Below are 16,192 nucleotides of genomic sequence, written 5' to 3'. Positions count from 1 at the left end.
AAGCGCAATGACAACGACGTTTACCGAGCGGTCCGCGGACGTGCCCGTCTTACGCACGAATCTGGCCACTTATCCGGTCACGAAGGCGATGAAGGAAGGACGCGTCGCCTCGGACCTCGTCAAGCTCGACTACTGCGGACCCACGCCGGCGCACAACGGCTTCAAGGCGATGGTGCGCGAGAACGCGTTCGACGCCGGCGAACTCGCGATCGTCACGTTCCTGCAGGCCAAGGCTTACGGAAAGCCCTACGTGTTGTTGCCGACGCCGATTTCGGGGCGCTTCCAGCATCACTGCGCGGGCTACAACATCGAGTTCGGCCAGCTCGATCCGAAGGACATAGAAGGCAGGAAAGTCGGCGTTCGCACTTATACGCAGACGACCGCGCTATGGATTCGCGGCATTTTGCGCCACGAATATGGCGTCGATCTCGACAAGGTCACGTGGATGACGCTCGGCGACGGCCATCTCGCCGAGTACCGCGATCCGAATAACTGCGAACGTTTGCCCGCCGGTTCGTCGATCCCGCAGATGATGCTGGACGGCGAACTCGCCGCCGCGCTGCTCGGCGAGGACATGCCCAAAGACCAACGCCTACGCACGCTGGTGCCTAACGCGCAGGCCGCGGCCAAAGACTGGTTCGCGCGCGAAGGCGTGGTGCCTATCAACCACATGTTCGTCGTGCACGAGGACATTTCGAAGAAGCGTCCGGACATTGTGCGCGAACTGTACCGGATGATCGTGGAGAGCCGCACGCAGACCGAAGGCGGTGTGCCCGCCGTGTTTCCGCCTATTGGACTCGAGGAGAACCGCAAGGGCATTCAGTTGGCAATCGACTGGGCGCTCGATCAGAAGATCATTCCGCATCGGCTTTCGGTGGATGAACTGTTCGACGACGTGACCGGCAGCCTCGGCTGAATCGTGCCCGGAAAGCAGGAGCGAACGGAGGTATCGAGGAAATAAAACCGCTTGATCATAAAACTCATGGAGGCATTCGCTGTGTATCTCACTTCGTCCTTAAAGAAGCTTCTCGCGTGCATCGCCATCGGGGCTGTCTCGGTTTCCGCTTCGGTTTCGCTTGCCGTTGCGGGCACCGCGGGCACGGCGCCGAAAGGAACCTTGTTCCTGAACCGCGTCGGCCCCGTCAGTTCAGAGTTGTACATATCGAATGCCGACGGTACTGGCGAACGCAAGCTGATTCCGAGTACCGGCTTCGACTATCACGCGTCCTTTTCGAAAGACGGCCAGTGGCTTGTGTTCACGTCCGAGCGCGACGGCGCTGGTCAATCGAATCTGTATCGCGTGAAAGTGGACGGCACCGGTCTCGAGCGGCTAACCGATCACATTGCCGTCGACGATGCGGCCGTCTTCTCGCCGACGGACCCGAACGTGATCGCGTTCGTCTCGTCGCGCCGCGGCAACGACGGCTTCGGCACGACCAACGTGTGGACGCTGAACCTATCGACGGGCGCATTGAACAACGTGACGGGCTCGCTCGGTTTCGATCCGACGCGCCCGCATGGTTACTTCAGACCGTCATGGTCGCCGGACGGCAAATGGCTTGCGTTGTCTTCGGATACCGGCTCCGATTGGCGCGGCCATAATCTGCCGACCGGCTGGGAGCGCACGCAGGAAAGCAGTATCTATATCGTCCGGCCAGACGGTTCCGGCTGGAAGAAAATTGCCGGCGTTTCCGGCTATGACGAAGGTTCGCCGTCGTGGTCGCCGGATGGCAAGCGCGTGGTGTTCTATGAAACGCCGGTGGAATCGACATGGGGCGCGCACCGTCCCGAGTCGATCAACTCGGTGAGCTCGCAACTGGTGTCTGTGGATATAACGAGCCTTTCACGAACGGCGCTCACCTCCACGGCGGGCTTCAAGGTCTTTCCGCAATATCTGAATGCGGCCACCGTCGCGTATCACGTCAAGGGCGGCTCGACCGAAGGGCTTTATACAACGGCAGGTACTTTCCACTCGACAGCCAATACGGGTATCCGCTCGCCGCGTTATTCGCCCGACGGCACGAAGCTGGTCTACGAAAAAGTCGCGTTTAGTCCCGCACGCGCCAATGGCACGCCGCTCTTCAGTTTCGACCCCGCATGGAAGTACACGTATCTGGACGTATTCCCGCAATTGTCGAGGGATCGCGCGAAGCTCGTTTATACGGAGAAGGCAATTAATTCGTCGATTGCCGTTGCGAATCCCAATCTGTCCGGTTACACGCGCATTTACGATCCGGCGACGAGCGGCCTCGACCCCGCTGCCATCGCTCAGGGTCTCGCCGGCGCATTTCAACCGGCCTGGTCGCCCGATCGGCAGTGGGTCGCTTTCGGTGTGGGCAACTGGTTTTTCACGCGCAGTACCGGCCCCGCGCAGATCATGCGTATCAAGGCCGACGGCAGCATGAACGGCCAGGCTGAAGCATTGACAGACGGCTCCATCAATTCTGGTTTTCCGAGCTACTCGCCGGACGGCAAGAAACTCGTGTACCGCGTGTGGAGCGACGCGGTTCAGGGGCTGCGCATTCTCGACCTGGCCACGCGCAGCACGACTGTGTTGACGAGCGGCGCCGACAATCTGCCGGGCTGGTCGCCGGACGGCAGCAGGATCGTGTTCACGCGCAAGCAGATCGACGCCACGAATCCAAACCGGTTCAACTACGACGTGTTCACGATCCGACCGGACGGCACCGGCCTCACACGGCTCACGACGGACGGCTCGAATCAGGGGCACGCCGTATGGACGTGGGACGGCCGCATCGCGTATAGCTCGGGAACGTACGGCTTTCGCGACGAACTCGCGCTCTACGACAACAGCTTCCAGCCCGACGGCCAGAACTGGGTGATGAATGCGGACGGCAGCAATCAGCGGCCGATCACGGATACGCTGTGGGAAGGAGCGATGCCGCTATACATTCCGACGCTGTGAGCATGGAGACGAATCAGTTGACGCACAGACGCGCGGGCGCAGAAAATCCCTGGGGCATCCTCGTGCTTCTCGCGCTAGGCCTGCTGATTTCTTTTGTCGATCGCACGAGCCTTTCCGCTGCGCTCGCGGACAAAAGCTTTGTCCGGCACTTTGCGCTGACGAGCATCGAGCGCGGCTGGCTCAATTCCGCCGTCTTCTGGTCTTATGGCCTGTTTCAGATGCCGATGGGCTGGCTCGTCGATCGCTATGGCGTGAAGTGGCCGTATTCCGTGTGCTTCGTGCTGTGGTGTCTGGCAGCCGCGGCTACCGGCATGGTGACGACATTGTCGGCGCTGATCGTGATGCGTCTGCTTATCGGCGTTGCGGAAGCGGTGGTGGTGCCGGCCACCTATCGCTACCTCGCGAACAACTTCGCGGAAACGCAGAAAGGCACTGCATTAGGCATCTTTTCGATTGGCGGCAAGATGGGGCCCGCACTCGGCGCACCTATCGCGGCGTGGATGATCGTCGGGTATTCCTGGCAACTGATGTTCATTGCAACAGGACTCGTCGGACTCATCTGGTTGCTGCCCTGGCTGCTGATGGTGCGAAACGATTACCCGTCGCGCGATGAACTTGCGGCGGCCATGCATCGGGCCGCTTCGGTGCCTCTCCGAAATCTGCTGGCGAGCCCTGTCGTATGGGGCGGGCTCGTCAACAATTTCTGCTACAGCTACTTCGCGTTCTACTGCATGACATGGATGCCTGCCTATCTGGTGGAACAGCGCGGGCTTTCGCTGGAGAAGTCGGGCGTTTATACGTTTTTTAGCTTTGCGGGGATCGCGGTCGTGGCGGCGCTCGCGGGGTTCGCCGGAGACAGAATAATCGCGCGCGGACACGACGCCGTGTTCGTGCGCAAATGTTTTATCGTGGCGGGTTTTATCGGCGGCACGACGGTTCTGCTCGGCGCCTATGCGCGCACCGCGGACATGGCGCTCTTCTGGAACGTAGCGTCGCTGTCGCTGCTGGGGCTCGTCACGGCGAACAATCTCGCGCTGTGCAAACTGACGTTGATTCCGACGCAGGCCGTCGGCTTGAACACCGGGCTGCAGCAGGTCGCGACCAGCCTGGCGGGAGGTGTATCGGCGAGTCTTTCGGGCTGGCTTCTGCACGTTGGCGGAAGCTACGAACTGCCGATGATGGCGATTTTTATCTTCCTGTTAATGGGCGCGGCGAGCACCGTCATTCTGCTTCGCCGCGAATGGGCGCCAAAAATCAACGAGGTCGACGAGGCGCTTTCGCTCAAGCCAGTACTACCCAAAAAATGCCAGTGAAACTGACTTTTGTGTAGGGACGCGCCACCGCTCATTCAATACGCTTGATAGCGCACAGCGACCGTAGCGGCCCTGGCGGCCGGGATCAGGCTCGCACAAACAAACTATAAACAGGAGACGAAATGAAAAAGACCATCATGGGTTTATCCGTGATTGCATCGGCATGCGCTTTCAATTCTGCATACGCGCAGTCGTCGCTCACGCTGTACGGGGTTATCGACAACGGCATCGAATACCGGAATTCCGCTGCGGGAACGGTTCTTCGCGCGGTGTCCGGCGGACTGTTCGCAAGCCGGTACGGCTTGAAGGGCAGTGAAGACATAGGTGGCGGTCTGCACGTCAATTTCCAGTTGGAGCAGGGCTTCTCCGGCGTGACAGGCGCGGCTTCAAATTCGGCCGCCGCTTTTAACCGGCAGGCGTGGGTCGGTCTATCCGGCGCATTCGGCGAGACGCGCTTTGGCCTGCAAAACACGCCTCAGTACATCTTTATCAACCCCGAGCTCGACCCTGTGGCGGTCATGAGCATTGGCTCGCCAATGAATAACTTCAACAGCCTGACCGTGCGCGTGAACAACGCGATTTCTTATTTCACGCCGACGGTGTACGGCCTGAGCGCGCAGTTCATGGTGGCAATGCGCGATTCCACCACGAAGCCGACCAACGGATTCCAGTTCTATAACGCGGCGCTTCGCTACGAGAACGGACCTTTTCGCATCGCCGCAGGCTACGAGCACGCGGCAAACGCCGCGGGAACGTCCACACTCAAACTGTTCAACGCGGGGGCGTCTGTCGCTGTAGGGGCCGCGCGGTTCTATCTGGCGTACCACACCGAACACCAGACCGATAACAGTATCAAACGCGATGTGTATGAGGCATCCGGTTCTTATGCATTCAGTCCGGCCGCGCAGTTTTCAGTCATGTACGGCTATGCGCATGACCGGACCGGGCAGGGCAATAATGCGCAGCAGGTCGGTCTGACGTACGCCTATTCACTGTCGAAACGCACGACGCTGTACGGCTCCGCAGGCTTTATCCAGAACCGCAATCAGGCGCGCTTCACGCTCAATGGCACCGGTTATACGGGCCTTGCCGTCGCGCCGGGCGCCGACACGCGCGGCGCGATTATCGGCATGGTGCATCGATTCTGATCGCCGCCGCGCTGCGCGTTCGGGTAAATAGCAGGGCGCGTGCTGTTCGAAGATATGCAAAAATCTACGGCGCTCTCGTGGGTTTTTTCCGCTGTTAGCGCTGCTGCAAACTCGCGCATGCGCACCGCAATTCGTGCCGCGTCCATCTTCTCACGCACTTCGCGGTTCCACTCGCCATACGCCACGAGCAGCATGCGGTTATCCGCATCGCGCTGCCCGATGGCTCGCGAAACCGGAATGCTGATAGTGGGCGCGTGAATCAATAGGCGCGTGAATCCGTAGCGGCCAAGGAGACTTTATGACAAACAGTGCGTCGGCAAAGTATCAAACGCGGTCCGGTTCCAAGGCGAAGCTGACAACTGTTCCGAAGGTTCGTCTGTACGTTGAGCGCCCTGAAGAACGGGACTGGTTCGTGCACGTTGGACATGTCACCGAACGAGGCCGCTGGCGAACCGAGCCTCACGCACATCCGGCCTACGGGCAAGTGATATTCGTGCGCAATGGGCGCGGCGTGATGAATCTCGAAGGCAGCAGCGTGCCGTTCGAAGGGCCGTGCGCATTGCTGTTGCCGACCGAGTGCGTGCATGGTCTCGACTATGAAGTCGATGCCGACCGCTGGGTCGTCACGATCGAGGTCGCCTATCTGGCGCAGGTGAACGCCAGGTTTCACGAATTCATCGCACTGTGGGCTGCGCCGCGCGTGATTCCGCTTGCCCATTCCGCAGAAGCGGGAATGGAGTTCTGCAGCTTGATCCACAGCCTGAAGGAAGAAGTGGAATCGGATGCGACCGGCCATGTGGTCGGCACCGAAGCGCTGCTCACCATGCTTTTGCTCAAGCTGGTTCGCGAGGCGCGCCTCGATGCGGCGCACGAAAGCTCGACTCGCAACGACATTCGGCTCGTCGAACGTTTTCGCAAGCTGATTGATGAACACTTCCGCGAGAATCTGCCGCTGCAGGACTATGCATCGATGATGGCGGTGTCTCTCGTGCAACTGCGTGCAGCGTGCGCGTCGGCGACTGAGCAAAGCCCCACCAAGATGATCCACGCCCGCATCATTACGGAGGCGAAGCGCAATCTGATTTTCGGCGACATGTCGGTGGAGCAGATTGCTTTTGGCCTTGGTTTCGCCGATGCCGCGTATTTCACGCGCTTCTTTCGCAGGGAAGTCGGTCAGGCACCCAGCCAGTTTCGCGTGGCCGCGCGGCAGCAGCCTCATCGCAAGGCTTCGTCACAGTAAGCGCCTGGACAACGCAGCGCGTGCAGCGAAAAATGCCGGCGAATCGTGCTTTTATGCAGGGACGTACCGCGGTGAATCGAATAGTCTGGAAAACATCTTCAGTTCACTCAGGTCTCCAGATTCGCCGCCTATGACCCAGCCTTTAACAAGAATCACGCGTACGCGATACGTTAAAACCGGCGCGCTCGCTGTACTGATGTCGCTCGCGGCGGCATTGAGTGCGTGCAGCAGTGCGGGTACATCGTCGCAAGACGCGCGCACGGAACTCGTCTACATCGGCACGCAGGACCGCCAGATTCACGCCATGCGCTTCGATACATCCACGGGCCGCCTCACGACGATCGGCAAGGTCGCCGAGGGGCCGCGCTCCACATGGGTCGCCGCGCATCCGGCTTTGCCGGTGCTCTACGCGGTCGACGACGACAACGCGAAAGAAGGGCGCGTGATCGCCTACGCGGTGAATCGCTCGAACGGCGCGCTCGCCAGGATCAACGAGGTTGCGACGAGAGGCAGCGGCACCACGAACCTGTACCTGGACATCGCGTCGATGACGTTGCTCGCTGCGAATTACGGTGGCGGTTCGGTATCGAGCATCACCGTCAATGACGATGGAAGCCTGGGCGCGGTCGTCAGCACGGTCAAGGAGACCGGTTCGGGCCCGAACCGCAGGCAGGCAAGCGCGCATGCGCATAGCGCGGCAGTCGATCCCTCGGGGCGGTATGCACTTGTTCCCGACCTCGGCGCCGATCGCGTGTTCGTTTACGGCTTTGACCGCGCGGCGCACGCGCTCGTGGCCGACGACGCCACTCCTCCGCGATCGTTCGCTGCGCCGCCGGGGAGCGGGCCGCGTCATATCGCATTCGGCGCGAACGGTCAGTTTGTCTATGTGATCAGCGAATTGTCCGCGCAGGTGCTGGTGTTTCGCTGGGACGCACCGCAAGGGCGCTTGACGTTGCGGCAGTCGTTGCCGGTCAGCGGCGAAAACTTCAAGGGCACGCCGAGCGGAGCGGAAATCGCGGTCAGCGGCGACGGACGCTTCGTGTACGCCGAAAATCGCGCGGAGAATCTGCTCGCGGTCTATCGCGTCGATGCGGCCTCCGGCGAACTGTCGCCAGTTCAGCGCATTTCGTCGGGCGGTGAGAAGCCGTGGGCATTCGCGATCGATTCGTCCGGAAAGTGGATGCTGGTCGCGAATCAGCGCAGCGGCACAGTGAACGTGCTCGCTATCGACAGTGCTTCTGGCATGCTGTCGCAGACCGGGCAATCGGCGAACGTGCCGTCTCCTGTGAGCATAGCGTTTGTAACGCGGTGAACGGTACGACGCACTCGCGCAGTACGGCTAACTATTCCGGCTAACTACTCCGCGTCCATGAACTCAGACGATCTCGCCCTGTTCGCGCGCGTCGCGAAGACCGGCAGCATCTCGCGCACCGCGATGGAACTGGGCGCGAATCAGTCGACCATCAGCCGGCGTATCGGCATGCTCGAAGCGGAGCTCGGCGTGCGGCTCTTTCGCCGTAGCGGCCGCGGAGTCGGGCTCACCGCGCGTGGTGAACAACTCCTCGGTTACGCGCTCGCGATGGAAAAGACGCTCGACGAAGCTCGCGTCGCGATGCAGGACAGCGCCACGCGCGGGCCGGCCACGCTCGCCGTTGCCGCGCAGCCCACCATCGCGCGCATGATGTTCGGCAGTCTCGGCCATCGTCTGAAGGCGCGCTATCCGGCCACGCGAGTGCGTTTCGTCGAAGGACTCGCGACTCATCTTCTCGGCTTGCTGAACGACGGCGAGATCGACCTCGCGATCATGTATGTGCCCGAGCATCCGGGTGCGAGCCAGTTCGACGCGCTGCTGTCGGAGCAGGTGTGCCTCGTGACGCCCGCCGCATCGCCGGTGCCCGACGGGCCGTTTGCAGTCAGCGGGCTCGCCGGCGTTCCGTTGATTCTGCCGAGCACGCATCACGGACTGCGCGTGCTCGTGGAATCGCTTGCGGCGCGGCACGGCTTTGCGCCTATGATCGCGCTCGAATGCGATGGCTCGATATCCATCACGAAGCGCCTCGTGATCGAACGATGCGGCGCGACTGTGCTGCCCGCAGCCGCCGTCGTCGACGAAGTGGCATCGGGCACGGTGAAATGTTTTCCGCTGACGGACCCCGTCGTGCAGCGGGAAGTCGCCATCGCTTGGCCGCAAAACCGCGTGATGCCGGAAGGCGTATGGAACGTCGCGCAGATGATCCGCGATCTTGCCGCGGATCTCGTCAGCGACGGCACGTGGCCGAATACGACGTTGCACGCGGCCACGCTCATGCACTCAGACGGCTAATCGGCGTGATCTGCCGCGGATCGGTGCGCAGTTCGATCAGCGCCGCGACGCCGGCCTGTTGCGCGCGCTCGAACGCAGCGGGGAAATCCTCGGTACGTTCGACGCGCTCCGCGTGTGCGCCGAACGCTTTGGCTAGCGCGACGAAATCCGGATTCGCGAGTTGGGTCGCCGAGACGCGGCCCGGATACTCGCGTTCCTGGTGCATGCGAATCGTGCCGAGCATCCCGTTGTTGACGACGATTACGATAAGCGGCGCGCCGAACTGTACGGCGGTGGCGAGCTCCTGCGGGTACATCATGAAACAGCCGTCGCCGGCGAAGCAGACCACGCTGCGTTGCGGATCGCGCAGCTTGGCGGCAATGGCGGCGGGAAAGCCGTAGCCCATTGCGCCGTTCGTGGGAGCGAGCTCGGTCGCGGGCATCCTGTAGCGGTAGTAGCGGTGCACCCAGACCGTGTAGTTGCCCGCGCCGTTCGAAATGACGGCGTCGTCGGGCAGCACTTCGTTCAGGTGGCCGACCACATGCGCGAGATCCACGCCCACAATTTCCGGCGATGGTGCGGGCGGCGTCGAATGAGCCACGTAGTCGGCGCGCGCGTCCTTCGTCCATTGCGCCCATGCATGCGAGCTGACCGGCGCGACGCTATCCAGCGCGAGCGCGAACTCGCGCAGGCCGGCGTTGATCGGCAAGCGCGCCTGGTAGACGCGGCCGAGTTCCTGCGGATCGGGATGCACATGAATCATCGTCTGCGCGGGCGTCGGGCTTTCGAACAATGTATAGCCCGACGACGTCGTCTCCGCGAGCCGCGAGCCGACGACGATCAACAGGTCGGCGGTGCGCGCGCGTTCGGCGAGCTTCGGCGATACGCCGAGGCCGAGCTGGCCGACATAGTGCGGATCGCGATTATCGAAGAGGTCCTGGCGGCGGAACGAGGCGGCGACGGGTAGATCGTTCGATACGACGAAGCGTCCGAACGCGGCGGTTGCGTCGGCATCCCAACCGGTGCCGCCGACGATCGCGAGCGGCCGCGACGCGCGTTCGAGTAGCGCGCGCAGTTCACTCAGCGCGTGCGCCGTGGGCGCCGCCTCGACGACGCGTGCCGCGGGTGCATCGGCTACGGTTGCCGATCCGAACAGCACGTCTTCGGGCAGCGCGATCACCACTGGACCACGACGCCCCGACATCGCGATGCTGAATGCCTTCGCGAGAATCTCGGGAATGCGTTCGGTGCTGTCGATTTCCGTGACCCACTTGGCAATCCCGCCGAACATCTGGCGGTAGTCGACTTCCTGGAATGCGCCGCGGCCCATGAAGTCCTGTTCCACCTGGCCGATGAACAGGATCATCGGCGTGGAGTCTTCACTGGCCGTGTGCACGCCGTTGCTCGCGTGCGTGGCGCCGGGGCCGCGCGTGACGAAGCAGATGCCGGGGCGGCCGGTGATCTTGCCGTATGCATCGGCCATGTTCGACGCTGCGCCTTCATGGCGCGTCGTGATCACGCGGATGCCATGCGCGTCGTGCAGCGCGTCGAGCACCGGCAGATAGCTTTCGCCGGGAACGCAATAGACGGTATCGACGCCGTTGCGCGCGAGCGCATCGACGAGAATGCGTCCGCCATTGCGCGGTTGTGCAATGGCATTTGCATTTGCATTGTCAGACATGGATTGGGGTTCCTCGTTGCCGGTTCGCGAGACAAACGCGGCTTCAATGTGAGCGTTGCGTCACGGCATTATGCGGTTGCCGTTTGCGCTGCACATTGCGAGGGATGCATAGCAGTTATGAGTTTGGCGGCTGGTGAGTGCCTGGCCGATTAAGACGGCAACGGCACGTCTTCAACCAGCCCGGCTTTTACAGCGCGAATCCTGCGATCGACGAAATAGCCGCCGCCTTCCGTGTAGTGCAGATAGAGACGCCCGCACAGTTTGCATTCCCATACCGCGCACCGGTTGTACGGAAAGTACCTTGGTGCAATAGGCGCATCGACGGACCAGTAGGTCGTCTTGCCGGGGAGATACTCGCTGAAGGTCGGCTCCGCATAGTCTTCAGTAGAAAGCGTACCGATTTCCGCGAACTGCGTTTCATCGAGTGACAGCGGTTGCGATTGCCAGCCGTCGAGCGGCGTCTTCATGCACGGGCAGGGCGCGCTTGCGCGTGCTTCCGCGGCGCGCGCGAGTTCAAGAAGCGTTGCAGCGTTCAGATATTGCGCCATGAGGCTCACATTCAGGTGTTCATCATCCTGTCGCGTTGCGGGGCCACCCACGAGCGGTCGAAATTGCCTTCCGCAATCGACTTCAAGGCCGCCGTTTCTTTCGCATGTTGCCGGCGCGCGCCTTCGATAACGGCGTCGACATCGGCGGGCGCGATTGCGAGCAGGCCGTCTTCATCGCCGACAATGATATCGCCTGGATGGACAACCATGCCGCCTACCGTGACAGGCACATTGATTTCGCCAGGGCCGTTCTTGTACGGACCACGATGCGTGACGCCGCGCGCATACACCGGAAAATCGCGCTGACGCAACGCGCCGACATCGCGGATTGCACCGTCGATCACGAGTCCTTCGACGCCGAGGCTTTGCGCGAAGCTCGCCATGATCTCGCCCATCAGCGCCTGGGTGAGGTCGCCCGCGCCGTCGATCACCAGCACGTCGCCGGGCCGGCAAAAATCGAAAGCGCGATGAATCGCGAGGTTATCGCCGGGCCGCGTATGCACGGTCACCGCAGTGCCCGCGAGAGGCTTCGGCCGATGATACGGCCGCAGTCCGATCATGCCGCTCGCTCGCGCCATGTTGTCGCTGAGCAGCGAGACCGCGAGCTCGCGCAATGCGTCGAGCGTCGCGGGCCGAGCCTGCGGTGCGGACTCAAATTCCCGCCATCCTATTGGGTTCATGCAATCGCTCCTTGCGCCGCGAATTGTCGATCGAGTTGACGCGAAAGCCGCGGATACACCGCTCGCGCATTGTCTTCGTAGATACGTTGCCGGTCCGCGTCGCTGAGCCAACCGATTGCATCGATGTAGCGGCGCGTATCGTCGTAATAGTGGCCGGTTTCCGGATCGATGCCTTGCACCGCGCCTATCGTTTCCGACGCGAACAGAATGTTCTCTACCGGAATGACTTTCGCGAGCAATTCCGCGCCCGGCTGGTGATACACGCACGTATCGAAGAACACGTTGTTCAGCAGATAGTCGCGCAGCAGCGGACGCTTCATGTCCTGCGCGAGACCGCGGTAACGTCCCCAGTGATAGGGCACTGCGCCGCCGCCGTGCGGAATGACGAAGCGCAAGGTGGGAAAGTCGGCGAACAAATCGCCGGTGAGCAACTGCATGAACACGGACGTGTCGCCGTTGATGTAATGCGCGCCCGTCGCGTGGAAATTCGGATTGCACGATGACGACACGTGGATCATCGCGGGCACGTCCAGTTCCACCATCGCCTCATAAAGCGGATACCACGAACGATCCGTGAGCGGCAGTCCAGACCAATGTCCGCCGGATGGATCGGGATTCAGATTGCAGCCGATAAAGCCGAGTTCTTCGACACAGCGCCGCAATTCGTCGATACAGTTCGCGGGCGGCACGCCCGGCGCTTGCGGCAACTGGCATACGCCGACGAAATTGCGCGGAAACAGCGAACACACGCGATGCACGAGGTCGTTGCATTCGCGCGACCAGTGCGCGTTCGCTTCGGCGGTGGCCAGATGGTGACCCATGCCTGCGGCGCGTGGCGAAAAAATCGTGACGTCCGTTCCGCGCTCGCGTTGAATGCGCAGTTGGCCCGTTTCGATGCTTTCGCGGATTTCGTCGTCGCTAATGTTGGGGCGTGCCGGTGGCATGTGACCGTCCTTTAGCGCGGCGATCTGCTGTATGCGCCATGCTTCATGCTGCGGCGGCGAGGTCGTGTAGTGCCCGTGACAATCGATGATCATGTCTGCAAATACCTTCGTTCTGGTTGTCGCAAGATTGGTTGGTCATGCACGCGGCGCGGCATCGCCGGCGGTGAGCGAGGCGGTTTCGTCGTCCGATGCCGTGACTCGCATCACGAGCGCGATGATCGTCGATACAAGAAGGAACGCGGCAATGGTCAGCAGCGCAAGCTTGAAGTTGCCGGTCGCGCTGCGCACGAGTCCGATGCTCCACGGCCCGACCAGCCCGCCGAACTGCGCAATCGTGTTGATGAGCGCGATCGTCGCGGCGCCCGCGGCTCCCGTTCTGAACGATGACGCCAGGCTCCAGAACAGCGGATTGCCCGCGTAGATGAACAGGCCCGTGATGCAAAGCAGCACATAGGCGATGACAGGATTGGGCGCATACGCGCTGCCGGCAATGGCAAGTGCACTCATGCCATAGACGAAAGCGAGGTGTTTCTTGCGATCGCCGGTGCGATCGGAACTGCGGCTAATCAGGAAAGTCCCGAGTACGCCGAGCAATGGCGGCGCGGCGGACAGAAAACCGACTTCGAGATTAGTTAGATGTCCAAGGCTTTTGACGATCTGCGGCAGCCACAGGAACAATCCATAAATGCCGACCAGCGCGCAGCCGAACAGACATGCAAGACTCCACACGCGGATGTCGGCCGCGACGCGCAGCAGCGGAAAATGCGTGTTGCCTCCCAAGGCCTCGCGCTCGGCGGCGAGCGTCGATTCGAGCCAGCGTTTTTCATCGGCGGAAAGCCAGGCGGCGTCGGCGGGGCGCTCGGTCATGATGCGCAGTGTGAGAAGACCGAGCAGCATCGCCGGCACGCCTTCCAGAATGAACATCCACTGCCAGCCGTGCAGGCCGAGAATGCCGTCCGCGTAAGTCATCAGCGCGGTGGAAATGGGACCGCCCAGCACCGCCGAAAAAGAACCGGCAATGATGTAGCCGCCCACGGCGCGCGCCCGGTAACGTACAGGAAACCATTTCGTCAGATAGACCGCGACGCCCGGCAGGAAGCCCGCTTCCATCACGCCGAGCAGAAAACGCAGCACGTAGAAGCTCGTGTCGTTGAAGACGAACGCGGTGACCGCGGCCACAGCGCCCCATGTCAGAAGAATGCGCGCGATCCAGCGGCGTGCGCCGACGCGATGCAACAGCAGGTTGCTCGGCACTTCGAGCAGCATGTAGCCGACAAAGAAAATGCTGCCGGCAAATCCGAACACAGCGGGGCTGAAGCCGAGCTGCTTGTTCATATCCAGCGCGGCGAATCCGATGTTGATCCGGTCCAGATAGTTGAAAAACATCATGGCGAAAAGCAGGGGCATCAGGCGCCCATAGACCTTTCGCATGGTGGCGGCTTCGTCGATCGGATTCATCCTGTCTCCTACCTTGCGGCGACGGCGAAGTTGCCGTCCCTGCGTTCTTGTCATGTGTGGAATCAATGATAAGAACGCGGCGGTGATGAGTCCAAGACGGGTTGCTTATGCTTCTATAGGTTTTTGCTTATAGTGCTGCGTCCGCAATCGGCGGCGGCAGACAGGCGAGGAATGCACGCAAATGGGGTGAAGCGTCGTCTGTACGAAAAGTTGCGGCGAGCGTCGAGCGATGCGTTGAACCGGGCCCGGTCAGATGGCGATACACGACGTCGCTGCGGCCGAGCCGCGCGACGGATTCGCCGATGAAGGTGACGCCGAGTCCGGCCGCCACGAGCGCGATTGCAGTCTGGATTTCATACGCCTGATGAGCGACGAGCGGCGTCAGACCGGCGTCCCGATACAACGATAGAACCGAGCGCTTGAACTGCGCATTTTGATGCTTCGGATAAAGGATCAACGGCGTATCCGCGAGATCGGCGATTTTGACTTTCTTCTGCGCGGCGAGCGGATGACCGGGCTCCAGTGCGACCATGACCCGTTCGCGCAGCAGCGGATATGACGTGCAACCGTCGATGGCCAGCGGCTGCCGGCCGATGCCGATATGAATGCGCATGTCGCGCAACGCATCGGTCTGTTCTTCGGTGAGCATCTCGAAGAGCTTCAATTCCACTTGCGGATACGCGTGATGAAACGCTTTGAGCGCGGGCGGCAAGATGCTGTACATCGCCGAGCGCGTGAAGCCGACGCTGAGCCAGCCGCGCCGGCCCACGCCGATTTCCTGCGTCGCGAGGCCGGCCTGCTCCAATGCGCCGAGTATCTGGCGAGCCTCTGTGCAAAGATAGTGGCCGGCTTCCGTGAGCGCGAGCGGACGCCTCGCGCGATCGACAAGCTGCGTGCCGAGCCGGTCTTCGAGTGAACGGATCTGCTGGCTGAGCGCGGGCTGCGCGATATGCAAGCGCTCCGCGGCGCGGCTGAAGTTGAGCTCCTCTGCAAGAATCACGAAGCACTGTAGAGCCCTAAGGTTCATGGCGATGGTGTCTGTCGTCGGTATGCGCAGGATAACCTACACCGTCGTAGGCGCCGCAGTTGGCAGAAAACGCCGTCTGGTTGGCTGTGTTCCAGGCATCGATCGAATTGAAAGTTGCTTGCCGCACTCCGATACTTTGGGTGCGGGCTTTCCTTCTCAACGTAGCTATCTCAAGCCGCCCGGAATGCGCGGCAACTACGCACACATTGGAGCAACGAACATGACGACGATTGCAGGAATCAAGATTCCCGACAGCGCAATGGCACGCGCAGCCACTCAACTGGTTCGCGACACAGAGTCGGACCTGCTTTTCCATCACTCCACTCGCGTATTTCTTTTCGGCGCCCTCGCCGGCGAGCGCAAGCGGTTGAAGTATGACCCCGAGCTTCTGTATATAGGCGCAATGTTCCATGACATGGGTCTTAGCGAACAATTTCGCGGATCGCAGAACCGCTTCGAGGTCGACAGCGCAAATGCGGCACGCAGCTTCCTTCAGGGGCATGGCATTCCCGAAGGCGAGGTCGACCTCGTGTGGGACGCGATCGCCCTGCATACCACACCGGGTATTCCGCCGTTCAAGAAACCAGTGGTTCAACTCGTGACGGCAGGCGTCGAGATGGACGTGCTCGGCTTCGCGTATGACGAGCTCACCGAGGAACAGCGCAAGGTGGTGGTGGCGGCTCACCCTCGCGGGGAGAACTTCAAGGAGCAGATTATTGACGCCTTTAACGAGGGCATGAAGCACCGGCCGGACTCGACATTCGGCACGGTCAACGACGACGTGCTTGCGTTGAAGGACCCCGGTTTCCGTCGCAAGAACTTTTGCAGCATCATTCTCGGAAACGCGTGGAACGACTCGAATTACGCGTGCACCTGCAATGATCCGGGGCATCGGCACGGCTGAACTGGATTGATGACGGCGAGT

General features: G+C 61.5%; 14 protein-coding genes. 8 read left to right on the top strand and 6 right to left on the bottom strand.

What is annotated here, in order from left to right:
- Positions 1-7: 7 nt before the first annotated feature.
- The 7 genes from C8K18_RS14825 (at position 8) to C8K18_RS14795 (ending at position 8,950) form a co-directional block, all read left to right on the top strand.
- Positions 8-916 (top strand): phosphate ABC transporter substrate-binding protein, encoded by a 909-nt coding sequence (locus C8K18_RS14825; RefSeq protein ID WP_107707925.1) that lies wholly within the window; start codon positions 8-10, stop codon positions 914-916.
- Between the two features lie 81 nt (positions 917-997).
- Entirely contained in the window at positions 998-2,926 is a 1,929-nt protein-coding gene (locus C8K18_RS14820; protein ID WP_258196122.1) for a hypothetical protein, read from the top strand.
- Positions 2,927-2,928: 2 nt separating this feature from the next.
- Positions 2,929-4,239: an MFS transporter gene (locus tag C8K18_RS14815; protein ID WP_107707923.1), complete on the top strand. Its 1,311-nt coding sequence runs from the start codon at positions 2,929-2,931 to the stop codon at positions 4,237-4,239.
- 122 nt (positions 4,240-4,361) lie between these two features.
- Complete coding sequence (locus C8K18_RS14810; RefSeq protein ID WP_107707922.1) at positions 4,362-5,387, top strand: porin; 1,026 nt, start codon at positions 4,362-4,364, stop codon at positions 5,385-5,387.
- A 298-nt stretch (positions 5,388-5,685) separates the two neighbouring features.
- Positions 5,686-6,627 (top strand): helix-turn-helix domain-containing protein, encoded by a 942-nt coding sequence (locus C8K18_RS14805; RefSeq protein ID WP_053860508.1) that lies wholly within the window; start codon positions 5,686-5,688, stop codon positions 6,625-6,627.
- A gap of 130 nt (positions 6,628-6,757) precedes the next feature.
- Positions 6,758-7,939, top strand: coding sequence for a lactonase family protein (locus C8K18_RS14800; RefSeq protein ID WP_258196120.1), 1,182 nt, complete (start codon positions 6,758-6,760; stop codon positions 7,937-7,939).
- A gap of 57 nt (positions 7,940-7,996) precedes the next feature.
- On the top strand, positions 7,997-8,950 hold the full coding sequence (locus C8K18_RS14795; RefSeq protein WP_107707920.1) for a LysR family transcriptional regulator: 954 nt from the start codon (positions 7,997-7,999) through the stop codon (positions 8,948-8,950).
- Here C8K18_RS14795 and C8K18_RS14790 read toward each other — a convergent pair.
- The 6 genes from C8K18_RS14790 to C8K18_RS14765 all read right to left on the bottom strand — a co-directional run bounded on the left by C8K18_RS14790 (position 8,931) and on the right by C8K18_RS14765 (position 15,267).
- On the bottom strand, positions 8,931-10,610 hold the full coding sequence (locus C8K18_RS14790) for a thiamine pyrophosphate-binding protein (protein WP_107707919.1): 1,680 nt from the start codon (positions 10,608-10,610) through the stop codon (positions 8,931-8,933). The two genes, C8K18_RS14795 and C8K18_RS14790, sit on opposite strands and share 20 nt — an antisense overlap.
- Positions 10,611-10,759: 149 nt before the next feature.
- Positions 10,760-11,158, bottom strand: a complete 399-nt coding sequence (locus C8K18_RS14785) for a hypothetical protein (RefSeq protein ID WP_107707918.1) — start codon at positions 11,156-11,158, stop codon at positions 10,760-10,762.
- 11 nt (positions 11,159-11,169) lie between these two features.
- Positions 11,170-11,838, bottom strand: a complete 669-nt coding sequence (locus tag C8K18_RS14780) for an RraA family protein (protein WP_053860513.1) — start codon at positions 11,836-11,838, stop codon at positions 11,170-11,172.
- Positions 11,835-12,875, bottom strand: a complete 1,041-nt coding sequence (locus C8K18_RS14775; RefSeq protein ID WP_107707917.1) for an amidohydrolase family protein — start codon at positions 12,873-12,875, stop codon at positions 11,835-11,837. Before C8K18_RS14775 ends, C8K18_RS14780 begins: the two co-directional genes overlap by 4 nt.
- Before the next feature lie 42 nt (positions 12,876-12,917).
- Positions 12,918-14,240 carry an MFS transporter gene (locus C8K18_RS14770; RefSeq protein WP_029968896.1) on the bottom strand — a complete coding sequence of 441 codons (1,323 nt, stop codon included), beginning with the start codon at positions 14,238-14,240 and terminating at the stop codon, positions 12,918-12,920.
- A 127-nt stretch (positions 14,241-14,367) separates the two neighbouring features.
- On the bottom strand, positions 14,368-15,267 hold the full coding sequence (locus tag C8K18_RS14765; RefSeq protein ID WP_006050416.1) for a LysR family transcriptional regulator: 900 nt from the start codon (positions 15,265-15,267) through the stop codon (positions 14,368-14,370).
- Between the two features lie 220 nt (positions 15,268-15,487).
- Between C8K18_RS14765 and C8K18_RS14760 the strand changes: the two genes are divergently transcribed.
- Positions 15,488-16,171, top strand: coding sequence for an HD domain-containing protein (locus tag C8K18_RS14760; protein ID WP_107707916.1), 684 nt, complete (start codon positions 15,488-15,490; stop codon positions 16,169-16,171).
- Positions 16,172-16,192 lie beyond the last annotated feature (21 nt).

Source organism: Paraburkholderia sp. GV068 (assembly GCF_003058125.1).
GTDB lineage: Bacteria > Pseudomonadota > Gammaproteobacteria > Burkholderiales > Burkholderiaceae > Paraburkholderia > Paraburkholderia graminis.
This window is presented reverse-complemented; position numbering and strand designations above follow the sequence as displayed.